18 protein-coding genes are annotated in these 26,348 nt (G+C 40.3%); 4 read left to right on the top strand and 14 right to left on the bottom strand.

Annotated elements, in window-relative coordinates:
- Positions 1-3: 3 nt before the first annotated feature.
- Both C511_RS0105905 and C511_RS0105900 read right to left on the bottom strand, forming a co-directional pair.
- Complete coding sequence (locus tag C511_RS0105905; protein ID WP_081698267.1) at positions 4-3,204, bottom strand: SusC/RagA family TonB-linked outer membrane protein; 3,201 nt, start codon at positions 3,202-3,204, stop codon at positions 4-6.
- 122 nt (positions 3,205-3,326) lie between these two features.
- Complete coding sequence (locus tag C511_RS0105900; protein WP_024996140.1) at positions 3,327-4,532, bottom strand: TlpA disulfide reductase family protein; 1,206 nt, start codon at positions 4,530-4,532, stop codon at positions 3,327-3,329.
- 234 nt (positions 4,533-4,766) lie between these two features.
- On the opposite strand from C511_RS0105900, the gene C511_RS0105895 reads away from it, so the two are divergent.
- Positions 4,767-5,939, top strand: a complete 1,173-nt coding sequence (locus C511_RS0105895) for a glycosyltransferase (protein WP_024996141.1) — start codon at positions 4,767-4,769, stop codon at positions 5,937-5,939.
- Between the two features lie 11 nt (positions 5,940-5,950).
- On the opposite strand, the gene C511_RS0105890 is transcribed toward C511_RS0105895, so the two are convergent.
- The 3 genes from C511_RS0105890 to C511_RS0105880 are packed head-to-tail and all read right to left on the bottom strand — an operon-like array spanning position 5,951 to position 9,384.
- Positions 5,951-7,195 carry an ABC transporter permease gene (locus C511_RS0105890; RefSeq protein ID WP_024996142.1) on the bottom strand — a complete coding sequence of 415 codons (1,245 nt, stop codon included), beginning with the start codon at positions 7,193-7,195 and terminating at the stop codon, positions 5,951-5,953.
- A gap of 1 nt (position 7,196) precedes the next feature.
- Positions 7,197-8,177 (bottom strand): acyltransferase family protein, encoded by a 981-nt coding sequence (locus C511_RS0105885; protein WP_024996143.1) that lies wholly within the window; start codon positions 8,175-8,177, stop codon positions 7,197-7,199.
- Positions 8,178-8,184: 7 nt separating this feature from the next.
- On the bottom strand, positions 8,185-9,384 hold the full coding sequence (locus tag C511_RS0105880) for a pyridoxal phosphate-dependent aminotransferase (RefSeq protein ID WP_024996144.1): 1,200 nt from the start codon (positions 9,382-9,384) through the stop codon (positions 8,185-8,187).
- Between the two features lie 206 nt (positions 9,385-9,590).
- On the opposite strand from C511_RS0105880, the gene C511_RS0105875 reads away from it, so the two are divergent.
- On the top strand, positions 9,591-10,826 hold the full coding sequence (locus tag C511_RS0105875) for a fucose isomerase (RefSeq protein WP_024996145.1): 1,236 nt from the start codon (positions 9,591-9,593) through the stop codon (positions 10,824-10,826).
- Here C511_RS0105875 and C511_RS0105870 read toward each other — a convergent pair.
- From C511_RS0105870 to C511_RS0105835, 9 genes are all read right to left on the bottom strand, one after another.
- Positions 10,823-11,662 carry a histidinol-phosphatase gene (locus tag C511_RS0105870; protein ID WP_024996146.1) on the bottom strand — a complete coding sequence of 280 codons (840 nt, stop codon included), beginning with the start codon at positions 11,660-11,662 and terminating at the stop codon, positions 10,823-10,825. The two genes, C511_RS0105875 and C511_RS0105870, sit on opposite strands and share 4 nt — an antisense overlap.
- Positions 11,659-13,524: a ribosomal protection-like ABC-F family protein gene (abc-f, locus tag C511_RS0105865; protein WP_027317926.1), complete on the bottom strand. Its 1,866-nt coding sequence runs from the start codon at positions 13,522-13,524 to the stop codon at positions 11,659-11,661. The genes C511_RS0105870 and abc-f overlap by 4 nt, the downstream gene beginning before the upstream one ends.
- Positions 13,525-13,534: 10 nt before the next feature.
- Positions 13,535-14,377 (bottom strand): DUF3805 domain-containing protein, encoded by an 843-nt coding sequence (locus tag C511_RS0105860; protein WP_024996147.1) that lies wholly within the window; start codon positions 14,375-14,377, stop codon positions 13,535-13,537.
- 133 nt (positions 14,378-14,510) lie between these two features.
- A complete protein-coding gene (locus C511_RS17820; protein ID WP_154657482.1) occupies positions 14,511-14,720 on the bottom strand; it encodes a hypothetical protein in 210 nt (69 codons plus the stop codon).
- A gap of 18 nt (positions 14,721-14,738) precedes the next feature.
- Positions 14,739-15,707: a tyrosine-type recombinase/integrase gene (locus C511_RS0105855; protein ID WP_024996148.1), complete on the bottom strand. Its 969-nt coding sequence runs from the start codon at positions 15,705-15,707 to the stop codon at positions 14,739-14,741.
- 391 nt (positions 15,708-16,098) lie between these two features.
- Positions 16,099-16,755 (bottom strand): hypothetical protein, encoded by a 657-nt coding sequence (locus C511_RS0105850; protein ID WP_244877224.1) that lies wholly within the window; start codon positions 16,753-16,755, stop codon positions 16,099-16,101.
- 216 nt (positions 16,756-16,971) lie between these two features.
- Complete coding sequence (locus tag C511_RS0105845; RefSeq protein WP_024996149.1) at positions 16,972-18,840, bottom strand: SusD/RagB family nutrient-binding outer membrane lipoprotein; 1,869 nt, start codon at positions 18,838-18,840, stop codon at positions 16,972-16,974.
- 31 nt (positions 18,841-18,871) lie between these two features.
- Positions 18,872-22,111 (bottom strand): SusC/RagA family TonB-linked outer membrane protein, encoded by a 3,240-nt coding sequence (locus tag C511_RS0105840; RefSeq protein WP_027317924.1) that lies wholly within the window; start codon positions 22,109-22,111, stop codon positions 18,872-18,874.
- Positions 22,112-22,468: 357 nt separating this feature from the next.
- Entirely contained in the window at positions 22,469-23,662 is a 1,194-nt protein-coding gene (locus C511_RS0105835) for a hypothetical protein (protein ID WP_024996150.1), read from the bottom strand.
- A 189-nt stretch (positions 23,663-23,851) separates the two neighbouring features.
- Here C511_RS0105835 and C511_RS0105830 point away from each other — a divergent pair, with 189 nt between their 5' ends.
- Positions 23,852-24,541, top strand: a complete 690-nt coding sequence (locus C511_RS0105830) for a response regulator transcription factor (RefSeq protein WP_024996151.1) — start codon at positions 23,852-23,854, stop codon at positions 24,539-24,541.
- A gap of 14 nt (positions 24,542-24,555) precedes the next feature.
- The gene (locus C511_RS0105825) at positions 24,556-26,331 is read left to right on the top strand and encodes a sensor histidine kinase (RefSeq protein WP_024996152.1); all 1,776 of its coding nucleotides are present in this window, start codon (positions 24,556-24,558) and stop codon (positions 26,329-26,331) included.
- Positions 26,332-26,348 lie beyond the last annotated feature (17 nt).

Below are 26,348 nucleotides of genomic sequence, written 5' to 3'. Positions count from 1 at the left end.
GTTTTAAAATTTGAAATTAAGATTGAAACCGATGGTACGCGTGGTAGGCAGCGACAAACTTTCCAGTCCTTGCGCATTACCTGTATTGAACGCTGTTTCAGGATCAATATTGGGTGCATCTTTGTAGAGGAAGAATAAGTTTCGTCCTACTGCAGAGATAGTGGCCTCTTGTAAACCGATTTTCTTTATTAGCGCTTTGTTGAAGTTGTATGCCAACTTTATTTCACGCAGTTTCACGAATGAAGCACTATAGATGTAAGCTTCACTAATGTTGTACGACGCTTTATAGTACTCCTGTGCACTAATAACAGTTGCGTTGGCGGTTCCGTCGGCATAAACTCCTTTAAAGACAACTCCGTCTTCGTAAACCGTTTCTCCGTTAGGTGCAACCCCGCCATTAGCCAGTTGTTTGCCGTTTGCGGTGCTATTGCCCGGATAGTAATAATACAATCCTCCGTGTTCAGCATCGCGTCCCGTCATGGTTTGTGCCAGAACGCCTGTGTAATTACCCGTACGGTTGGTTCCTGAGAATATTTTTCCACCTATACTTGCATCAATAAGAAATGATAGGCTGATATTTTTGTAGGTCAGCGTATTGGAGATACCTCCTAACCAATCGGGAGTGAAGTGTCCTAACACGCGTTTCTGAGGATCGGCTTTTGGTAAACCATTGGCACCAACTACAATGTTGCCGGCATCGTCACGCAAGTATGCCGTACCGTATAGGGCACCGTAAGCCTGTCCAACTGAAGCCAGTACTTCTACTCCACCCGAAGAACCGATGGTGTAATTTTGAATCTGTCCGTCATAATCCAGCACTTTCACTTCACTGTTATTGCGTGCATAATTCAGATCGACATCCCAACTGAACTTAGCTGTTTTAACCGGAACCAGACCTAACTGTACTTCTATACCGTTATTGTTTATTTTACCTGCATTGAGCAATTGCGAAGTGTATCCGCTTGCGGCAGATGTTTTGATCTCCAGAATCTGGTTAAAACTGTTGGTGTTGTAATAACCTAAGTCCAAACGAACTCTGTTTCTCCAAAGACTCAATTCCAGTCCCAATTCAGTAGAACGTGTTGTTTCTGGTTTCAAGTCTGGATTCAATTTCTTCTTAGATGAAGTCTGAATGGGATTCCCTTCATAGGCAGTTTGAAAGTCATAGACCGTTGCCAGCTGATAAGGATCGGCATCACTACCTACTTCCGACCATCCTCCGCGGATTTTAAGAAAGTCGAGCACATCACTTTTCCAATGAAAAGCTTCGGAAAGAACCAAACTGGCACTCACAGAAGGATAAAAGTACGAACGATTACTGCTTGGCAGAGTTGACGACCAATCATTACGTGCCGTTACATTGACATAAGCATAACCTTTGTAACCCAGTTGAGCAGAAGCAAAACCACTGTAAACTCTCAACTTTGAATAGTAGTTGGAAGAGGTCAATGCATCGCGTGAATTGGTTAAGGTGTACAAATCAGGGACAGCCAAACGGGGTGCCTTCTGATAATTGTTCTCGTAAGTACGGTTACGCACATTGAAACCGGCTAACGCGTCAAGGCTAAAATCACTAGTCAAATTGCGAGTGAAGTGCAAAATAGCCTCCGTATTGTTTTCACTGATTGTATATCCATCTTCCGCATACGAACCAAAAGGCGTACCGTTGGTACCGTACTTAATTTTATACTTGCGACGGTCGTTATAAAAATCGGTTCCCGAACGGAAGCGAAAATCAAGACCCTTTGCCAGCTGAGCTTCGAGATGAATATCACCAATCAAACGGTTGCGCTGCTGACTGGTTGTATTGTAGTAAGCATTCCAATAAGGATTGCTGTAATAACTGTTATTCCAGTTTACATTGCGGTTGTTTTTCAGTTCATTGATATCTACCTGACGACCAAACCAGAGAAACTGCAACATAACACCTGCGGCACGCCCGCCCGAAGGACCGCCCGGCAAGTTAGGAGCATCGGTTACAATGTAATTAGCAGTAGCTCCTATCTTTATACGATCTGTTAGTTGGTAGTTCGCGTTCAAACTAAAATTGTTCTTCTTTATTTCCGTATTGGGCACGGTACCTTTTTGGGTTTGGTTGTTGGCTCCCAAACGGAAGTCGTATTTACCGTCCGAACCGGCTATAGAAATTCCGTTATCATAGGTCACTCCCGTTTTAAAAAAGTCTCTCACATTATCCGGATGCGCTACAAAAGGAACCGCTTCTCCGTTTGAATAGAATTGAGGAATAAGACGACCATCCATTTTGGGTCCCCAGCTTTCATCCACACCATCATTCACACCGGCACCTTTACCATTCACATAGCTAAACTTACCGTTAGATCCTTGTCCAAATACATTCTGAAAATCAGGAAGAGTTGCTACCGTAGCAAAACTAATGCCCGAATTGACGCTTACGCCTAAGCCTTTCTGACCTTTACCTGTTTTTGTTGTAATCAGGATAACTCCGTGTGCAGCACGTGACCCATACAAAGCAGCCGCGTTGGGTCCCTTGAGAACACTGATTGATTCAATGTCTTCTGAGTTCAAATCGGCTATGGCATTACGGAAATCACGCGTGGCTCCGCCGGCATTCAATTGAGAATTGTCAACCGGAATGCCATCAACAATAAAAAGCGGCTGGTTATTACCGGCTATAGAAGTCTCACCGCGAATAACAATGCGTGAAGAACCCATGTCACCCTGCGAATTAGTGATACGCACTCCGGCCACTTTACCCGACAGGCTATTCAACAAATTTGTTTCCTTCGTGTTAGAGAGTTCATTACTCTTGAGTTCTTGTGTAGTATAGCCTAATGATTTCTTTTCACGAGAAATACCCAAAGCAGTAACTACTACTTCGTCGAGTTGACGAATGTTCTCTTCCAACGTAACAACCAGCGGCTGACCGGGACGTGTTACTACTACTTCACGTGTGTTGAAGCCTACCATATTGAAAACAATGGTAGCCGGATAAGTGGCATTACTGCTAATGGTAAATTTACCATCAATATCACTAATGGTTACTACCGCCGTACTAGCTGAAGTTTTCAATGCAACGCTAACACCAGGAATGCCCACTTGCTGTACGTCTTTGACTTCACCACGAATAACGATCTGTGCTTGGGCCTGTATAGTAAACAAGCCTATGGAAAGGAAGAAAGCCAGACCCAGAATCTTTTTGATATGTAAGTTTAAATACTGCATGACTGATTAAATTTTAAGTTGTAACTATTGCAACCCGCCTCATCCGTCAGGGTATAGGAAGGGCTGTTGTACCTGTGTGGCACAATTCAGAACAAATGAAAAAATAAGGTTATGTTAATGAATTACTCTGCCAATAACTCGTTTACCAATTTGTTGAACTCCGACTTGAACTCGTCATAAAACAAACCGGTTGCAGGACCATTGAAGCCGGTATGTATTTTGCGTACATTCCCTTTCTTATCAATAAAAATGGTGGTGGGATAACTTTTCAATCCGTCAATTTCGGGAAGAACTTTCTTATCATCACCAATCTTTCCCGCTACAAGTATGTCATACGTTGTTTGATGCTTGTTGATGAGATTGGAAAGCACCTTCTGCACGTAAGCAGGTTCAGTTTTCCGTTCAAAAGCCAAGCCCACTACTTCAACACCACGCTCTTTGTTTGCATTGTACCAGGGAGAAAGGAAAGACATTTCATCCAAACAGTTGGGACACCAACTACCCAAGATAGGTACCACAACTACTTTGCCACGATATTTTTCATCGGTCAACGACACCAACTGATTCTTCAAATTAGGTAATTTGAAGTTCAAAGATGTATAACCGTCACGAAGTTGCGTGAGACGGTAAGGGTCCGAAAGTGCCGCTTGCTGGTTACGTACTCCTTTAATGGACTGACGCCCCTTGGCGGTAATAAAATATCCCTCAAAATGATCGGCATCCAGGAATTTACCTTCTATCAGATAAGGACTTAGTCCGGCAAACGCCGAAAGACGAAATCCCGTTGCATCCGTTACCCCCTCGAGGAAGCGCAAATCACCTGAATTTGTTAAGATGGAACCGGTCAGCAAGCCACCTTCTTCATTGAAGATACCTACGTTTTTCTTATCGCCCTGTTCGCTCTGGAAAACAACATCCCACTTCCCCTGAAGTGAGAATGTGGCGCTTCCTGCAGCATCAAAGCGGGGGCGGTCAGCAGGGTATGCTTCAAACGGCAAACCCGAATCAGCATGGGCAAACAAACGTTTGAAAACTCCTTTCAGCTTATCACCCTCAAAACGCGCGCTCAATTGCGTATCGTAATCCTCAATTGAAATATAGACGCTGTCGCCCTTGTAGACAACCTTTTTCAATTCAACCCGTTCCTTACCATTGATGAGAGTCACCTCAGTACCCGAAGCGGTATTGGTTACTTCAAAAACAAAAGGAATAGCCGCTGTTTGAGCAGCAAACTCGGCATACCATTTACCGGGCTTTAATGTACTTTTATTCTGTGCTGAGGCCATAAACGGCAAGGCAAACAGCAATGCTAAAAACAGTTTTCTCATGCGAATCATTATTATTATCCTTTAACTGGTGCAAAGATACAATCAATGAACCTAACGCCATATAGCACAAATTAGGTATTATTATAGCCAGTTTATGCTAAAATGAGGTCTTTTGAAAACATAACTGTCTTTTTTAAAAACCTCTTTATGTTTTCTGAAAACCTCTTTATGTTTTTATTTCCTGCAAAAGGAAAAAACATGTACCTTTGCGACACAAAAAACAGTTCATATATAATGGAAGCATTTGCATTCAATAGTGTCGAGGTGATTCTGCTTTCGGCAACCTTGTTGGTACTGATTATTCAGTCCTTTTATTATTTCGGTCTCTACAACCGTATTCATGCACGCAATAAAGCCTTGAAGAGCGGAGAGTTACACTTTACGCAAGAGCTTCCGCCCCTGTCGGTCATTATCTGTGCCAAAAACGAATCCGAGAATCTGAGGAAATTCCTTCCTGCGGTTCTGGAGCAAGATTATCCGCAGTATGAAGTCATTGTAATCAATGACGGTTCTACCGATGAGAGCGAAGATTTACTGTCGGCCCTGGAAGAAAAATACGACCATCTTTACCATAGCTTCACACCCGAGAATTCTCGATACATCAGCCGAAAGAAGCTGGCCCTTACGCTGGGAATCAAAGCCAGCAAACACGAATGGCTGGTGTTTACCGAAGCCAACTGCAAACCGGTGAGCAATCAGTGGTTACGATTAATGGCACGTAATTTCACTCCACGCACCGATGTAGTGTTAGGTTATTACGGCTATGAATATGCAAAAGGATGGTTTAACCGTTTAGTAGCGTTTGACGCACTATTTCATTCGCTTCGTTATCTGGGTTGGGCACTGGCCGGTAGTCCTTACATGGGAATAGGGCGCAACATGGCTTACCGTAAATCCTTATTCTTTGAACAAAAAGGCTTTTCGGCACACCTGAACCTACAACGTGGAGACGATGATCTATTCATCAATCAAGTTGCTAAGGGGTTCAATACCAAAGTAGAAACCGCTCTGGATGCCACCGTTAGACTAGAGCCTGTTGAGTGGAGAAAGGACTGGATAGAAGAAAAGATCAGCTACATTGCTACATCAAGCTATTACAAAGGTAGCCAACAGGTCGTGAACGGACTGGAAACAATGAGCCGACTGCTTTTTCATGCTTTGTTTTTAGGTACTACCCTATTGGCTATACTTAATTTCCATTGGTTGGTAGCCGGCTTGGCTTTTTTACTCTGGATGATACGTGAGGTCATGCAAGCTGTTATTATCAACCGCACGGCTAAAGAGCAAGGTGAAGGCTGGAAGTATTATCTGACTCTCCCGCTGTTCGACTTTTTGCTGCCCTTGCAAAACTTCAAGGTCAAGTTGTACAGACTTTACAGAGGTAAGAGCGACTTTATGAGAAGATAAAACTACCTTCTTTATTCGTAACGCATAGATGTTGCCGGATTGATCTTAGTAATAAGGAATGAAGGACCCAGTAGCATCAGCACGGCTGCCAGTAAGGTTCCTGCGTTTATTAAGATAAAGTGCAGCAAACTAAATGAAACAGGCACGGTGTCAACATAATAGGTTTCCGGATCAAGTTTGAAAACGCCAAACTGCATCTGTATGAAATAAAAAGTCAGTCCGATAAGGTTTCCCCACAGCATCCCTTTACCGATAAGAAACACTGAGAACCAAAGAAATACCTTGCGAATAGTAAGGTCGTTGGCCCCTAAAGCTTTTAGTACTCCAATCATATTGGTTCGTTCAATGATTAAGATCAGTAGTCCGGATATCATGGTAAACCCGGCTACACCTACCATCAAAATCAATATAACCCACACATTGAGATCCAGCAAACCAAGCCAGGCAAATATTTGAGGGTTGAGTTGCTCTATGTTTCTAACATAATAAACCCCGCCCATATAATCCAACTGATTATCCGTATCAGCAGCAATCCGGTAGGTTGTTTCTTCCAGCTTGGAATAATCCTTCACCGCTATTTCCACACCGCTAACCTGCCCCTTTTCCCATCCGTTGAGACGATTCACCATGCAGATATCCGTAAGCAGAAACAGGTTATCATATTCCGAGAAGTTTGTTTGATAAATGCCTTTAATAGTAAGGCGTCTGGCTCGCACATCATCCTGAATATAATAAGTGTATATCTTATCACCTAACTTGAGGTGTAACTTATTGGCCAACGTTTTTGAAATAACGACCTGATTAGAAGAAGCCGAATCACTAAACATGGGAATTTCACCCTCCAGCAAATGCTCACGAAAGAAAGAAGCATCAAATTCGGGTCCTACCCCTTTGAGCACCATCCCCTGAAAAGCATCATCAGTCTTTATCATACCGGGTTTGGTGCTGTAACGCTGCACATGTTTTACCTCCTCATAGTCAGACAACGCAGCCATCATGCTGTCATTAACCAACACGGGACGAGTTTCGTAGGAACGAACCGCATCAAAATTACTGATTTGTATGTGCGACCCAAAGCCTATCACCTTGTTGCGTATCTCTGTTTTGAAGCCGATAACCACAGACACAGCTATAATCATTACAGCCAGTCCGATGGCAATGCCAATCATGGCAATAAGAACCGCCGGGCGGGAAACCTGTTTCCCATCCGATGTATCTCTGTATATTCGTTTAGACAAAAATAAAGGCAGATTCATATTAATTTCCTCCCATCAGCCAATTTACATATTTATTTGAAGAAACAAGGTATTTGTTTGCCAGCAAAGAGAGTCCCACTCCCATAATCACAGCCACAATCAATGCAAGCAGATAAGTTAGAGGAGTAAAGACAGCCAACTTCTCATACCATACGCAAACCAGCGAAACTCCCGCCATGTGCATCAGATAAATTGCTGCACTCTGTTTACCCACATGCAAGATACTCTTTTGAATGACAGAAGTATAACGATTGAGGTAATTACAGAAGCAAATAACGGCGTAACTGCACAAAGTACCACATAAAAGGTTCTCCAGATTACGAAGAAAGCCATCGTGTCCCATCGTGCGACAAGCATAAACGGGTATAAATAAAAGCAGTGCAACCCACATCTCCTTGAGTGAAAGGCGCAATACCTTTTTATCAGCAGCCATGAACAAACTCATGCCTAGCCAGAAATAAAGCAAATAGACTTTGACGTACGACAGAAAAAACGCATCGGGCAGAGTCATGAAGAAAAGGGGTAACGCCACTACTCCCATAACCATGTGTCCACGTTTAAACTGTACAAAGACCGCCGCTATGAGGAATATAAGAAACAGGGCGTATAAGAACCACAAAAATACGGCTACTCCCCCCACATTCATGTACAGCAAATCAGTGAGATATCCATAGTTCACAATTCGTCCCTTGGGAAAGTACCACTTAATGAGTGCAATCACGGCAGACACAAAGAAATAAGGTACCATGAGTCGGGTAAACTTCTTACGGACAAAACTCCAAAAAGGCAATTGTCCGGAAGAACGCTTCAGCGAATAAGCAAACAGAAACCCCGACAAGCTCATGAACAAAGGCATGTGGAAAGCATAAATCCAGTCTCTGAATGCATTATAAAAACCGGGGGCATACTTCACTGTTGTAAAGTGTCCGGCTATTACCAACAAAATTCCAAATCCCTTGGCTAACGAAACGTAACTGTACATAAAATGATTACTCTACCCTACCCGGATATACTTCCAACGCTTTCTGCAAAATGAAAAGTGCACGATTCAAGTCCTCTTTCTTCAGCACATAGGCAATACGCACCTCGTTATATCCGGAACCCGGCGTGGTGTAAAAGCCCGATGCCGGAGCCATAAATACGGTTTGTCCTTCGTACTCAAAATCAGAAAGACACCAAGCACAAAACTTATCAGAGTCATCAACCGGCAACTTGGCCACCGTATAGAATGCCCCCATCGGGATGGGCGAATAAACACCGGGGATGCGGTTTAAGCCGTCAATCAAACATTTACGTCGTTCCACATACTCATCATACGTTTCGCGTGAGTATTCTTCGGGAGCATCAAGTGAAGCCTCAGCAGCAATCTGACCAATCAGGGGCGGACTTAAACGTGCCTGGCAAAACTTCATCACGGCATCTCTCACCTCTTTGTTTTTTGTAATCAACGCACCAATGCGGATTCCACATTCCGAATAACGTTTGGAAACCGAATCAATGAGTACTACATTGTTTTCAATGCCTTCCAGATGGCAAGCTGAAATATAAGGCGAACCGGTATAGATGAATTCACGATAAACCTCATCCGAGAATAGAAACAAATCATACTTCTTCACCAAATCGCGTATCTGGTTCATTTCCCGACGAGTGTACAAATAACCGGTAGGATTGTTGGGGTTACAAATTAAAATCCCTTTGGTACGTTCATTGATCAACTCCTCGAACTTCTCGACTTTAGGCAATGAAAAGCCTTCTTCAATAGTGGTTGCAATGGTACGTATCTTGGCTCCCGCAGAGATGGCAAACGCCATGTAATTGGCATAAGCAGGCTCAGGAACAATAATCTCATCACCGGGATTCAAGCATGACAGGAAAGCAAAAAGAACAGCCTCCGATCCGCCTGTGGTAACAATGATATCGTCTGCAGTAAGATTGATATTGAATTTCTTGTAGTAATGAGTCAATTTTTCGCGATAGCTTCTATAACCTGCACTCGGACTGTATTCCAACACCTTGCGGTCAATGTTACGTATCGCATCAATCGCGGCCTGAGGAGTTGGAAGATCGGGCTGACCTATGTTCAGGTGAAATACATGCACTCCACGTTGTTTGGCAGCATCTGCCAGCGGAGCGAGTTTTCTGATAGGAGATGCAGGCATCTCTATACCGCGGATTGAAATTGTTGGCATGGTTTTTTTATTATATATTACGAATGACTATTAACAAAATACTATATTCGAAGCTGCAAAGATAGAGTTTAGAGACTAACCAAACAAACAAATACTTAACAAAATGCTGCAATTAAATTCCTTGTAGAAGTTTTGTGTTCTCAGAGCTGCATATTCAATAGAAATATATACATTTGTGCACAATTAGTAGAAAACATTTCGCATCAATGACTATAAACCTCATAACATTTGCATCCGTACTCCATAAAGATGCAAACATACGCAACTCGCACGAGGCCATCGTGAATGAGCTGGAGAGATATTTCTCACTGAACATTATTGATTATACTCAAATAAACAATGTTGATAAAAATCACCTCAGCGTATTGTTTATTGCTACCGGTGGAGTAGAAAAGCTAGTGGCACACTGCATAGAGCAACTCCCCCGCCCCACTATTATGCTGGCCGACGGTATCCAAAACTCACTGGCTGCAGCCTTGGAAATATCAAGCTGGTTACGCGGTCGGGGACTGAAAAGTGAAATACTACACGGAGAACCGGGTCACATTGCCACACGCATTATGAAGTTGCATAAGAACTTCATCGCACAGCAACAACTATCCGGTGCACGGATTGGCGTCATAGGCACTCCGTCTTCGTGGCTGATAGCTAGTAGTGTTGACTATCTACTTGCCAAACGCAGGTGGGGAGTTGAGTACATCGATGTGCAGCTGGAAAGAGTATACGAGAAATACAACAGAATAACTGATAATGAGGTGGGCGAAGCTTGTGCGCAATTTGCTTCACGGGCATTGGCTTGCCGAGAAGCTTCACCGGAAGATCTACTGAAGGCAATGCGCCTGTATCGTGCCATCAAAGAGATTTGTGATGAGGAGAAGTTCAGTGCTATAACATTAAGCTGCTTTAAACTGATAGAGAAAACGGGCACCACGGGCTGCCTTGCCTTATCCTTATTGAATGATGATGGCATTATAGCCGGATGCGAAGGCGACTTGCAATCTATTTTCACCCTGATCTTTCTGAAGAAGCTAACCGGTAAAACGGGCTTTATGGCCAATCCTTCTCTTATCAATGCGAAGGAGAATGAAATAATATTGGCCCATTGTACCGTTGGCACTCAATTAACGGAGAAGTTCATTATCCGCAGTCACTTTGAAACCGAAAAAGGAATTGGCATTCAGGGAATACTGCCCAGTGGAGATATAACAGTGGTTAAATGTGGCGGAGAAAGTCTGGACGAGTACTTTGTTGCATCCGGCCGGTTAGTCGAAAATACCAATTACATCAATATGTGTCGCACACAAATCAGAGTAAAGCTCGATACTGATGTGTCTTACTTCCTGAAGAATCCGTTGGGTAATCATCACATGGTTATTCAAGGCAATTATGTAGACGAGATCAACGAGTTTCTGCAAGCCTACGGATGCAAACAGGTAAATTAAACTACAATGGGAACCTCTCTCCAACTTCCCTGATGTAATTCAGCCACGGTAGCGAAGCCTTTTGCTTGTAATAAGCGCAGGGCTTCCATCCTGCCTGCATTAATGCGCTCAGGGTAATGAGCATCGCTATTGACAAGAACCTTAATTTGATATTCTTTCATTAATTCCCAATAGCGGCTGTTGGGGTAAAAAGTCCCCAACGAATCGAATGCCTTGGTGTTGATTTCAACAAGATAACCGCGAGAAGCAACCAAAGAAAAATAATCTTTCATCAAGGCTTCGTACCAAGGTTCATCAAGTAACCCGGGATGATAACAGGATGCATTGTAATGCATCTTATCAGCATGCCCCAAAATATCGAAGCCACCCAATTCAACCATTCGGAAAAGGCGATCGAAATACATGCGGACAACCCGTAAAACATCTCCGTTGAAGTGTCGGTCAACACGTTCCTTAAACACAGCCGGACTGCAATCGATATCGACCACCTCACCAGCGGCATCGTATAATAAATGCACCGAACCGATACGATAATCAAGAGGTAGTTCCGTGAAACGGGCAACCGACGGATTGCTCTCTTCGTTTAAGTAATCAATTTCCAAGCCAACATAAAGTTCTATTTCATCGGCATATTTGCTACGAAGGTTCTTGAACTCATCAAGGTATGCCTCCATCTGCCCCCACTCCATTGTCCATTGTGTTGGAAATGGTAGCGGGGCATGCGAGGACACTCCGTAAGAATAAAAGCCCTGACGAATTGCTTCTTTGACAAATTCCTCAAACGGTGCACGCCCATCACAAAAGGAACAATGGCTATGGTAATTGGTTAAGTTCATGATTCTATTTCACTTAATTCGAGCCAGCGCATTGTTTTCTCCTCAATCAGGTTATTGACCTCTGGCAAACGAATGGATTTTTCAGTCAGCTCATCGACAGACAAAGCCCCACTGCACAAGGCCAGTTCTATTTGTTCTTTTTCTCCCTCAAGAGCAGCAATATCTTTCTCCAACTGTTCAAACTCACGCTTTTCTTTGTAGCTCATCTTTCGCTTATCATTCAAGCGAACGCGATCTGTCTTTTCCTCTTTGGGCTTCTCTTCTTCTTTCTGACGCAAATCGCGCATTTCCTTCCAATCTCTGTAATGGCTGTAGTTACCGGGGAAATCGCGAATGTCACCTTGCCCATTGAATACCAGCAAATGATCAACCACTTTGTCCATGAAATAGCGATCATGCGAAACCACAATAACACACCCTTTGAAGTTTTGCAGATACTCCTCAAGCACGTTAAGTGTTACGATGTCTAAATCATTAGTAGGCTCGTCGAGTACTAAAAAGTTCGGATTGCGCATAAGCACAGTACACAAATAAAGTCTGCGCCTTTCGCCGCCGCTCAACTTATACACATAGCTGTGCTGGGTTTCGGGAGTAAATAGGAAATGTTGAAGGAACTGACTGGCTGTAAGCTTCTTGCCATTGCCCAGTTCAATGACTTCGGCTATGTTTTGCACCACATCAATAACCTTGAGCTGATCATCAAACTGCAAGCCATCTTGAGAATAATAACCAAATCGTACCGTTTCACCAATATCAATGGTACCACTATCGGGTTGTACTTCGCCCATCAACATTTTGATAAAGGTTGATTTACCCGTACCGTTGTTCCCCACAATACCCATCTTCTCGTATCGCGAAAAGATGTACGAAAAGTCATCCAGAATCTTTAAATCGCCAAAACTTTTGAAAAGATGCTCTGCTTCAAATATCTTGGAACCAATGTAAGAAGCCTTCACGTCGAGTTTTACGTTGTCATTATTGAAGCGTTGCTTGGCAACTTTCTCCAATTCATAAAAAGCATCCTCACGGTAGCGAGCCTTATGTCCGCGAGCCTGCGGCATACGCCTCATCCACTCAAGCTCCGTACGATATAAGTTATTGGCCCGTTCAATTTCAACCGTTACAGCATTGACTCTCTCCTCACGCTTTTCAAGATAATAAGTATAATTGCCTTTGTACTGATAAACCTGACGATTGTCAATCTCCAATATCTCCGAGCATACCCTATCCAGAAAATAACGGTCGTGAGTAACCATGAGCAAACTCAAATTGGCACGTTGCAGGTACTCCTCCAGCCACTCCGTCATATCGAGGTCTAAATGGTTAGTAGGCTCGTCGAGTATGAGTAAATCGGGTTCAGTGATAAGCGTATTCGCCAAAGCAACACGCTTGAGTTGCCCGCCCGATAAATGCTTCACCTTCTGATTGAAATCACGAATCTTAAGCTGTGATAGGATTTGTTTTGCCTGACGCTCATAGTCCCACGCTTTTTCGTGTTCCATGCGAATCAAAAGTTCTTCCAATCCCGGATGCCCTTCTGTTTCCATGCACTTTTCATACTCCTTGATAAGCTCTACCGTACTGTTTCCATGATGGAAACAAGCTTCGAGAACCGTTAATTCCTCAGGATAGTGAGGATCTTGCTCCAAATAAGCGACTTTCAAATCACGACGGTACACAATATTACCTCCGTCATACCCCTCCTTACCAGAAAGAATATTAAGTAAAGTAGTCTTACCCGCTCCATTCTTGGCTATTAATCCTACCCGTTGCCCCTCGGCAATACCGAAAGATATATCTTTAAAAAGTATCAGATCACCAAAAGATTTGGTTAACCCGTCAACTTGCAAATAACTCACCATAAAGAAAACTTTATTTTGTAATCTGTTCCATAACCTGTTTATATTCTTCAATCACATCGGGTTGTTCACCATTCTTCACCTTGCTCCAAACAAGTTTCATGGGGTCAATCAGCACTTTGCTTTCCAAGTGAAGTAACACGGGTGCCTCGCGATTACCATCAATAAGCGTTCTCCATTGAAAACCCTCTATTTCATTGCACAATATGGTGCACACCACCATCCCGAAAGACAGCCACACCTCACGTTGCTTTTGTTTAATATCTCCAATTTTAATTATTTGCTGTATGTTTTCCAAGTCATCTTCCACTCCTTGAAAATCTTTCTTTAGCTTATCTTTCACAGCTGAGGCAACAAAATCGTAACTCTCGTTAATGAGAAATATCTCAGATAACCGCACTGGTATCAGCTCTGCCTCATACTTCTCTCCTTCTTTTCGAGCTTCAAGAGAAGCAATCACCGCTTCGGCCTCTGTGCAATCTCCCCCCTTAGGCACTGTAAAACTGCATTCAAAAGCTACATCACGAATACCGGTAATCCATGTATGCGTAACGTAATACGCCTCTTCCTCCAGAAACATTTCTTTGGAATAGGCGCATTCCAGACGTCCCACTGTAACAAGTGACGCAGCAGAATTTTCTTTCAGTTCCAGTTTCACGAACTCACGACCGTAATCCATGTTGCCCGCCTCCTTACCACTAGGTTTATAAGCAGAAATACGGAAATTACCAGTCCACTTTTCGGGATTATAAAACAGAAAACTCCCTTCACGATCTTCAAACTCACTCCAATCGTTTGGATAAATCATAGAGAACCATCCTCCGGGAGAGATAAATTTATTTCCTTGTTGCTCCATAAATACGTATTATTAAAGACTTCATAGCATCAGTTCGCACCAATACCATATCCTAGCCATTTGATAATACAAATTACGAGTTTTTTCTTTAAATATTAAAGTGAAAGAAGAAAAATAAGACAGATATCTGCTTTTATAAATCGGTAAGATGAATTTTGGCCAGCATCAAATCTGAAAGAGTTATATCAAACAACGGACGATTTAGTCTGTAAGAAGACAATAAGTCAACCTCTCCATCTGTCCTTTGACAAATGAGTCCAGCAGACTTCATCCGATTAAGTAAAACTTGAATCGTTGAATCAGAGAAACTATATGAATTCGATTTAGTTACATCTGTTTTCATAATAGATGCAAATTAGAATCACCTGAAAGCATTAAGTACGGATTTATTCTTTTGCGGTTTCTTCTTTATAAAATCCTTATTTAAATTGATTTTAAGCAATGCAATCACTTTCTTATTAGCGTTGCGCAAAGTTCTGTTTTCAAAGGAAGCCAAATATGTGTATGTAACCTTCTCAGAAGCATGGCCAAGCGACTCACTGATAACAGAAACAGGGATACCTTCACGATAAGCTGCTGTTGCCCATGAATGACGCGCCACATAAGAAGTCAGACGAATCTTTAATCCTAAAAGGGTAGAAAGATGAGTTAATCTTTTATTATATAATCTCAAAGCACTTTGATACTGCTTGTACTTATCGGGTAAAGCCGGATTGATGATGGGCAGCAAATAAGGTGAATTTTGAGTATATTGCTCATATTTGCGTATAATAACTTGAGCACAAGGCTCAATGGCCACAGTAAGCAACCTTTTGGTTTTGCTTCTTCGGTATCGTAACACCCCCATCTTCACATCACTTTTACGTAAATAGGTCAAATCCACAAAGGGAATGCCTCTCAGAAAGAACGATAGCAAAAACATATCGCGCGCAAAAGCCAATGAAGATGCATTGTCCAAATCTAAATCCTGCAACCGACCTATGATCAAGGGAGTTGTTGCTCTTTTCTCCGAAGAATCTGTTCCCGTGAAAACATCATCGAACAATCCTAGTTGAGGTGAAGCCTTACCACGTCTGGTAGCCTGATTAGAAATTGATCTGAGCATACGCATATACAGTGACACTGTGTTACGTTTGCATCCCTCCTGATAAAGGAATAGTTCATATCTTTTTAGCAATTCAGGCGTTAACTCACGAAAAGTCAACTTATTATGTCCGATGAAAGTATTCAATCTCTTTATAGAGCTTGAATAAGATCTGGCAGTGCCATATCTACCGGACTGTTTCAGCTCTTCAATAAGCATAGAAACGAAATCTGTTATAGTATTCATTTTATCAATATTGGTTTGAATAGGCAAATTAAGCATAGTTTTGCGACATTTCAATAGAAGGCTATTTTATGCATAGATGTTCTCTAAATAAATAATATTGAGATCTATATCCCTACTAATTAAGTAAGTATCTTGGCAGCTAAGCCATACGAAAGGAGACTTGGTTCACTTTTCATTTACCTACAATTTTCCACTCAATTAGACCAATGAAGTCACCTGATTGTTTTATGATATATACAAACTTTATTTAAAGATATCAAAAGGGAAAAATATTGAATAATAAAACATTCATATATGGTAAATTCAATCACCAAACGTAAAGTAGCAAACTCTGTAATTTGGTTTATGCAGTAGTTCTAATTAGGTCATTGATGGCTACAGCAATAATATATTATCGCCCAAACTGCAGAGCAAATCCCAAATTAAAGAATGTGATATTGTTTTTGAACCAGCTATGATCTATTCCGTCGTCATAGTCGTCAGTATTAAACAGACGGGCGTCTGGATTAGCGACCCAATCGGCAGTGAGCATATCTAGCCTTAGCACTCCTGACATTTTTTTAGTAATGCTGAATTCATAGCCCAAACCGAATGATATTCCACAATAACTCTTTTGATATAAATGCCCGTGATCCATGTCACTTTGGTATACTCGTTCTCGATAGTCCATGTATCCGATACCTAATGCAAAACACACACTTTTGTTTCCGTTGTCCCACAGAGTACGTAAGGTTACAGTGGGCCCGATGTAATGAACATGCATTTTATCAGGCAAATGTGCTGCTCTCAGATAATCATATTGAGCCCCCAAAGCCAAATTGGGTGTAACATAATAACGACCTTCTGCCATTAAGGCATAGCCAGGCCGGTCACCATTCTTGGAAAAGAAATCATTTTTATTTCCTTCTACAGCAGATAAAGCTAATCCGCCACCGAATATCAGACTGTAGTTTTGAGGTAAATAGTCCTGCGCATGTAAATTAATTGCTATTAAGCTAGATAAAATAACTAATGTCAGATGCAGTCTTTTGATGCATTGATTATTCATTGTTAAGTCAGAGTAAGTTAAAAGGTTATTTCCTTCCTTTTGTGTTGTAATTATATGCATAAGTCTTGTTTTGTTTGCAAAAATAATTGTATTTCATTACAAAACAAAGACTTTAAATATTTTCTTATATCATTTCTCACTAATATATAGACCCGAGTGTATATAGCGGTACACTCGGGTCTATAGTTTATTATAATGAGATAAAAAAGAACGTTGTTATTCCTGATCAGAATCCCACCATACAGGAAGAGTCCATATTTGATCGGAGTTATACCAAGCAGCTCCTTCACCTTTTCCCAAGGGCAAGTCAAGAGCTCCGGGAACTTCAGAACCAATAGCATTAAGATTGACAAAATTATAATCCGTTTCGTAAGAAGACTGTTTCCAGCGACGAGGATATTTGTCTTGAGGAACGTAAGTCCAATAAGTAGGCGTAGTCTTATATTCGTAAGGCTTGTCCCAGTTTAAGAAATAGTCCTTATTATAATCTAAACGACGCATATCATTCCATTGTTCAACGGTATACAGCATGGCTGTCTGTTTTTGAGTCATAATTTTACCTAAAGTAATATCATTGGCAGTTCCAATACCCTCATTCAGGAACTTATCGATATCAACTTGTGTCATGGGAGTAAACGACGGACATTTTTCTAAAGTAGCATCTTCAGCAACCCAAGTATTCAGTTGCTCGTTCACAAAATCAATATTGGCTTTCACGCCAGCTTTATAAGCATCGTACGCTTCCTTTTTGTTATTCTGACGAAACAAAATTTCGGCCTTAATAAAGCATGCCTCTGCGTAAGATGCAACTACCGTGGGGCTTGAAGGACGTACATGAAACGCACCGCTAATAGCAGAAGCATCATTAGAAACACTGTAACGATACAACATATCCTTAAAACTGTTATACCCCTTACTCCCACTTCTACCTTGTACATAAATTGTATCCCCCAAACGTTCTACCGTTTTCGTGTTGCAATACCAAGAATTGGTTGCAGCATTAAAAGATATAGCAAATGGCCCTGAATTACTTAAAATGTTACTCTGTAGGTCTACCCCTAACGAACGGCGCCATGTACCGTCTGCCGACCATTTAATGCCAGTTGGAGTAACTGAAGATTTTTTCGAACGCACCCAAGGAATGAATTTGTCTGCACGTGGATCTTCTACACCGTAGCCACCAAAATTAGTCAAATTATCATAAAATGCCTTCGTTACATAATAACGGTTATTATTCATACCTACGGTAGAAAAAAGAGATGAAAAATCAACAGTTTCTCCCCATCCTTCAACGTCATGCGTAGAACTATTGGTATCTGTATGGCGGATAACAGTATTGTCCGCATTGCTTTGATGGGCCTTGTTTAGGCATGCAAGGATTTCTGCAGTATCATATTTGCCGTCTTTATAGCTTCCCGCTTGCTTCTTACTCAAATGATTCAACCAACGGGCTTTCAAAAGATAGCACATCTTCAGCCATTTATTCACATCTCCATCATTCCAGCTATCTCCTACAGATAAAGGAACCGCCCCTGCAGTCTGTTCTTTCTGAAACAGCTCTATTGCTTCCTCCAATTCAGCTATACATCCCATAAAAATAGTCTTTCCCGTATCGTATTTAGGAGCAACGGACTCACCTAAAGCCTCTGTATAAGGAAGTTCACCAAACAAATCCGTCATTTCCATAAATCCATAAGCGCGCATAAACTTTGCTGCAGCAGCGTAATGCCATGCACCGGCCTTCGTAGCCTTTTCATACATATCTGCCAAGTTCGAAGCACAAGGAACCAAAAACCATTGTTGCGCATTGTTTGCACGATTGGCTGAGTTTAACGCCCACTTGGTTGCACCCAACTGTTGGCTACCAGTTGGCGAAGCAAGTTGTCCGCAATAATAGGTTGTATTACTTGCTACAATCATATATCCCTGATTAAGATAGAATTGACACCAAGGTAAACGATTCTGATAGAGAGCGCTTTCAGCTGTAGGCGTATTGGGATTTACATTAATATCCAGCCAATCTGTGCATGACATACAAGATATGCAGGTGGCAAGACATAAGAATAATTTTTTATATAGTTTCATATTCTTTCATTTTTATGATTTTACACAAGTTTTAGAACGTAAGATTCACACCAAAAGAAAAACCAGCTGTCACCGGAACACCACAATAGTCTATTCCAACTGATGAAGAACCGACAGAACCTGAACCTGCGGCTGCTACTTCAGGATCTCCGTTATAATTAGTGAAGAGCAACAAATTATTTGCAGTCGCCGTAAACATGCAACGTTTGATAACACCCGTCTTAGCAAGCACCGATCGAGGAACGTTATATGATAAGGAAAGCGTACGTAAACGCAGCGCATTTACCTTTGTCATAAAATTAGCACTTTCACGTGCATAATAATCACTGTAATAATTATTAATAATAGTAGCACCACTCGTTTCCTTACCATTATACATATAAGTTTTGCCTGATTCGAAAGTAAAAGTCGCATCCTTATATACGGTATTATTATTTGCATCTTTACCATCTTCTACTACGCCTGTAATAACCAAAGCATCACGATTCTCGGTAAGTTTACTTATACCAGCCGTTGTCATAGCGTATTGAGTGCCGTTATACACATGACCACCGAAACGAAACTCCCATAACATACTAAATGACCAATTTCTCCATGTCAAAGAATTGTTCCAACCACCTAAAACACGTGGTTCACGATTACCTATTTCATATGTTGCTTTACCGTCAGTTGTAGGCATACCGTTACTATCAAGAATTACTTTTCCGTTATCAGCGCGACTCCATTTGGAACCAGATATAGCCATAAAGTTTCCGTCATTAAAAGACGCTGCTTTTGCATTGCCAACCTGCACATCTGTAACATAAAGAATATCTACGCCTTTCATTAAATTCTTGACTGTACCTCTATTTCCACTTAAATTAACTGTAGTTTCCCAATTCCAATCCTTTGTCTTAATAGGTGTACCTCCAATACTTAACTCCATACCTTTATTATAAACGTCACCGGCATTCACCTGGCGCAAAATATAACCGATAGTATTTGATAAGCGCGGACTTAAAATCTGGTTGAAAGAATTGTTCGTATAATATGCGAAATCGAATTTCAGACGATTTTTGAAAAAACGAAGTTCAAGTCCTATTTCTGTAGACTCTGTGACTTCCGGCTTCAGATAAGGATTACCGGCCATCCAATTATTACCGACTCCCACTTTATTTCCCGTAAACGTACCCACAGGCCATAATGAAGTATTAGTAGCATAAGGAGTAGTATCTTTACCTACACGCGCCCAAGATGCACGGATTCTACCAAACGAAAGAATCTCATCATTCATAAATTCACAATCCTGAAGGAGTTGAGTAAAAGCAAAAGCTCCACCTACAGAGGGATAAAAATAGGAACGATTTTCAACAGGCAACGTTGAAGACCAGTCATTACGACTTGTTACCGTTAAAAACACAGTATTTTTCCAGTCAGCCCTAAATTCACCAAACACTCCCACCAATCTTTTTTGCGACTTGACATTTTGGAAATCACGCTCATTATCTAGTGCATTGTCAAACGAATAAAATCCCGGAACCTGAAAGTTCCAAGCCATACGATAGTTACTTACTGTACGAGTGTCATCTGTAGAAGTACCTAGCATCAAATTGAAGTTAAAGTCGCCAAACTGCTTGCTAAAATTAGTCATCAAATTCGTTGACAAATAGCGATACCGATAAGAATTCTCACTCATCATACCATTTTGCCAAGCTTCCTTATATACACCGCCTGCTGCAATTGTCGTCGCATTTTCAGAAGTATAAGAATCTATTCCCATTCGATATGCGATCCACCACCAAGGAGTAATATCAGCCTTGATATTAAAATTACCGGTGAAACGTTCTGTCTCATCTGTCAACTTGTTTTTATTTAGAATCCAATAAGGATTATCTCGTTCTTCTGTTACGTCTAATCTATCACCAAACATACGATAACGTGTGCCGTCTTCATTTACATAATGTGTCATATCATCAAAAGGCGACCATCTGTAAACTCCTGTCATTGTACCGGATCCACTTGAATTATAAAGAGCTGCAGAAGTAAGAGTCTTATCCGTATTAGCTTGTGAATAAGCCACACTAGCGCCAAAGGTCAACATCTTCCATTTCTGTTCACCATTGAAACGAAATGTTGCTTTCTCGTAACCAGTTGTCGGAATAATACCATCTTGATTGTAATATGAACCAGAAAGAAAATATGAATTATTCTTGCTACCGCCCGAAACACTCAGATTCGTATCGGAAGCCCCGCTATTTTTGAAGAAGTCACCAATATTGTCATAGATAAGATCTCCCGCTTTAGCTGGTTCGCCCCAAGAATTATATGAAAAATCATCATATACGGTATTCAAATAATTACCGCCTGCGTCATAATTATCTTTCACATACCCTCTTTTGTATTTCTTCTGTGTTTCAGGCAAATTCGTTGCCCATGTAGTGATATATTTTGTAGATAAATTAACTTCAGCCACACCTTCTTGGCCTTTTTTAGTTGTAATGATAACTACACCCGCAGAAGCACGAGATCCATACAACGCAGCTGCAGCAGGCCCTTTTAGTACTGACATATTTTCTATATCTTCCGGATTAATGTCCATCACACGGTTCGAATTGGTAGAAGAAGTAGCCAATGTTCCGTCAAAAGCAGAATTACCTACAACAGATGTAGAGTTGTCATAAATGACACCATCCACTACAAAAAGGGGCTGATTATCGCGTTCAAGTGATGTACCTCCTCGAAGAATGATCTGACTACCCGCACCAGCAGCGCCCGAACTTTGAGTAATATTGACTCCGGCTACTTTACCAGCCAAAGAGTTAATAGGATTCACACTCTTATTTCTCATAAGTTCCTCAGCAGTAACATCGTCCACTGCATAACCTAGTGACTTTCTTTCTTTTTTGATGCCCATAGCCGTAACAACCACTTCGCTCAATGCTTGCGCGTCTTCTGCCAAAGTAATATTATAATTGGCAGCGTTACCCAAAGAAATTTCTTTTTTTGTATATCCCACGTAAGAGACTACCAAAACGGATCCTTGAGAAGCATTCAACGAGAAATTCCCGTCAACATCCGTAATAGTACCATTGCTGGTTCCTTTAACCAACACACTTGCACCAATAATTGGCTCTCCTTTAGAGTCGACTACCGTTCCCGTAATTTTTTTAGCCTGCTGTACACTGGTAAATTCAGATACCTCATTTCTATCCACAGCCTCCGCTGTTGAAAAGTAAATAGAAAATCCCCATGCTGTACATAGTGCTAATGTTAAGCAATAATTTCTTTTCATAAGCTTTATTTTTTGGGTTTGTTTGCAAACTTATGAATTAATTTAGAATTCAATTTATAAATCTGACTAAATAAAAACTAATAAATATTAAAATCATTGCTTTTATACAATTAAAACATTCTACTATGATAGTTTTTCAAATAAAAGGTAGTGAAAACAACAATATGAAAGCTACAAAAAGAAAACTATAGAAGCATTTATTTCTATAAAATGAATATCAGAAAACAATTTTTAAAGCAAAATAAAACAATAAAATCAAATGAAAAGACAAAAAGGTAACAGACCATCAGACGATAGAGAAAAGTGAAAATCAACAGTAAATATATAATTTAATTTAAGATACAGCCAAAACCTTCATTATTTAGCTATGGGCTGAATCTTCCTGCGTACATCTTTTGATATTTCTAAAAACATATAATTTAGTTTCCCAGAGTGGATACCTTTCTTATTCTGAGCGTATTTTTTATTTGCGTATTCCTTCGATTTTTCAAAGGTAATAAGTGACATTTGGTTCTGCGATTTGCCTACCATCGTTGAATCAAGCTGTTCATCAGGGAAGAAATCATCTAAATCAACGTCTCCTATCATAGTTGTTTCTAGAAACTCTTTATTCTTATGGCTACTATCAGTATAATATCCCACAAACATATGACCCGGTGTGCGAACTAAGATAGGATCGATATTGATTGCTCGTAAAAGTGATGCTATTAAAACACTACCATCTACACAATTAATTTGCGACGACTCCAACGCATCATCAAACGTGCGCACTCTTTGAGAATACACAACATTACTCGACAAACTAGTATTCGAAACAGAACTGTAACGGAATTTACGCTTTTGTAATACATTCCACAAAGCGTAGACTTGTTTATCAACAGCCTCGGGACGTGCGCTTTGGTATCCTAAAAACCGATTGACAATGCGAGTATTTAACGCTTCACGCAGCAGTTTATCAATCATTGGATTGTCTTCGTTGACATAGGCTGCAAAAAAGATACCGGTATCGTGAAAATTAGTTCCGTTACTAACGTAACCCAGAAGACATTCATTAATGCTTCGAACAGAAAATGTACGCACCTTTTGGCCCAAACTTTTGCCGTCAACTTCAACATGAATGGCAATACTTATGGGGGTAGCCTGCTCCGCACCTTTTAATGCCTCATAATTCCATATAATATCTGGATAAACGGTATATTCGGTTCGTGATTTTTCTAGAACAAATTCTGAAACAGAGCGAGAGAAGAAAGGGGTTTCTGCAACATCAATACGAACACGAGTATATTGTGATCTAGATTTTAAACGAACAGAAATACATGATTTAGGATTTCCAACATAGACTGAATCAGAGGGTTGTACTACCTGAGCATCAGTCGTTGCCACCGAAAGAATTGCCGAAGGAAATATGTTTCCACCCAATTCATCAGTGATTTCAAAATCAGAGCGAAATGAGCTACATTGAAAAACAGATATACTAATTGCTACTACACATAATGCGATGGCAATAATAAGCAATTCTTTCTTTCCAAGATTAATATTTATTTTAAGCATATCTTCACACTGATTTAATTGATAAACAAAGATATGATATTATTTTGTATAATAGTTGATTCGTAACAGAATCGTAATAATTGTTTCATTTTACTGTAATAAAAGTGCCTCACCTTTGTAGCAGTAAAAAGAAAATATAACTTTGTACTATACAGAGTAATGGAGTTTTTAATTTAAAACATTAATAAAATGAACGATTATCGCATTTTAGTAGTTGACGACGAAGAAGACTTATGTGAAATTCTAAAGTTCAACCTTGAAAACGAAGGGTACTTGGTAGATACGGCCAATTCTGCCGAAGAAGCTTTGAAATTAGATATCGGTGCATACAGCCTTTTGTTGCTCGATGTGATGATGGGAGAAATTTCTGGTTTCAAAATGGCAAACATGATCAAGAAAAACAAAAAAACAGCCCATATTCCTATTATATTTATAACAGCAAAAGATACTGAAAACGACACCGTTACAGGTTTTAACTTAGGAGCAGACGATTATATCTCAAAACCGTTCTCGCTAAGAGAAGTAATTGCTCGTATCAAAGCTGTATTAAGAAGAACAGCAACAATTGAAACGGAACAGGTTCCTGAACGTATAATACATGAATCATTAGTACTCGACATAACCAAAAAGAAAGTAAGTATTGAAGATAAAGAGATTTCTCTGACTAAAAAAGAGTTTGAGATTTTGTTTCTGTTGCTTCAAAACAAAGGAAGAGTATTTTCCAGGGAAGATATTTTAGGCAAGATATGGAGTGATGAAGTATATGTCTTAGATCGTACAATAGATGTAAACATCACCAGATTGAGAAAGAAAATTGGCATATATGGCAAGAAAATTGTAACCCGACTGGGATACGGATATTGCTTCGAAGCTGAATAAAGAAACGTAGATTTATGAATAATAATAGTCATTTCCTCTCCTTTAATCGAAAATTATTTTTGTCGGTTATCTCTTTATTTCTCGTATTCGTAGTCTGTTTTTTGACTTATCAATATCAAAGAGAGAAAGAGTATAAAATAGAGTTGCTCCATTCCAAATTACAAGATTACAACAGCAGACTTTATGAGGAAATACATGAAGATAGTGCTCATTCCAAAGAACAATATCTTGATTATTATGTAAAAAAATACACATTAACCGATTTGAGGGTTACTGTAATCAAACCCAACGGTGATGTTGTATATGACAGTTACGAAAAAGATAAAAGCAAATTAAAAAATCACATTGAGCGCAAGGAAATACAAAGAGCATTAAAAAAGGGCAACGGATATGACGTTCGCAGAACATCCCAAACAACAGGAGTCTCATATTTCTATTCAGCTACAGCTTATCCCGATTTCACTGTCAGAACGGCATTGCCCTATAATGTAAATCTCACAAATAGCCTTAAAACCGACCGCCATTATTTATGGTTTACCGGTTTCATAACGCTTGTTCTTGTATTTATTTTTTACAAGTTCACTCAAAAGTTAGGTGTTTCAATTAAGCAACTAAGGGAATTTGCACAGCGCGCAGATAGAAACGAGCCAATAGAAATTGCTCTTGAATCTGCAACCTCACAAAATGAACTCGGTGAGATCTCTCATCATATTATAGAAATATACAAAAGATTGCATGAAACCAAGGAAGCTCTTTATATCGAGAGAGAGAAACTAATTACTCACTTGCAAATTTCACACGAGGGACTTGGCATATTTACGAAAGAGAAAAAGGAGATATTAGTGAATAATCTCTTTAATCAATATGCCAATTTAATATCAGACTCCAACTTATTAAGTTCAGAGGATGTCTTTACTATCAGCGAGTTACAGGTTATAACTGACTTTATTGGCAAAATGCAAAACAGGCCTATACAAAAGGAAGAGAAAAGAATGTCTGTAACTATAAACAAAAATGGTCGAACATTCACCGTTGAATGCATTATATTTCAAGACTTGAGCTTTGAAATTTCCATTAATGATATCACAATGGAAGAAGAGCAAGTTAGACTGAAAAGACAACTAACCCAAAACATAGCACACGAACTGAAAACTCCTGTGAGCAGTATTCAAGGATATTTGGAAACAATTGTTAATAATGATAATATTCCGGCCGACAAAATGAAGGTATTTCTGGAACGATGCTATGCTCAAAGCAACAGACTAACAATTTTGCTACGCGATATTTCTGTTCTCACGCGAATGGATGAAGCGGCCAGTATGATTGAAATGGAAAAAGTCGATATCAGTGCCATCGTAAATAATATAATTAATGAGGTTTCATTGGAGCTCGAAGAGAGGAAAATTTCTGTTATCAACTCATTAAAGAAGAATATCCAAATTCGTGGAAATTATTCATTGATTTATTCCATATTCAGGAACCTGACCGACAATGCAATTGCTTATGCCGGCAGTAACATTCAGATATACATAAACTGTTTCCGCGAAGACGAGAACTATTACTATTTTAGCTTCTCTGATACTGGTGTAGGTGTATCTCCCGAGCATTTGAATCGTCTCTTTGAAAGATTCTACAGAGTTGACAAAGGCCGCTCCAGAAAGTTAGGTGGAACCGGACTAGGTTTGGCCATCGTTAAAAATGCAGTAATCATTCACGGAGGAAGTATTTCTGCCAAAAACAGTCAGCAAGGTGGCCTGGAGTTTGTGTTCACACTTGCAAAAGAAAAATAAAATAGCGGCATCATTCT

It is taken from the genome of Bacteroides graminisolvens DSM 19988 = JCM 15093 (assembly GCF_000428125.1).
GTDB lineage: Bacteria > Bacteroidota > Bacteroidia > Bacteroidales > Bacteroidaceae > Bacteroides > Bacteroides graminisolvens.
Note: the sequence above shows the minus strand (reverse complement) of the source record. Positions and strands in the feature narration are given on the sequence as shown.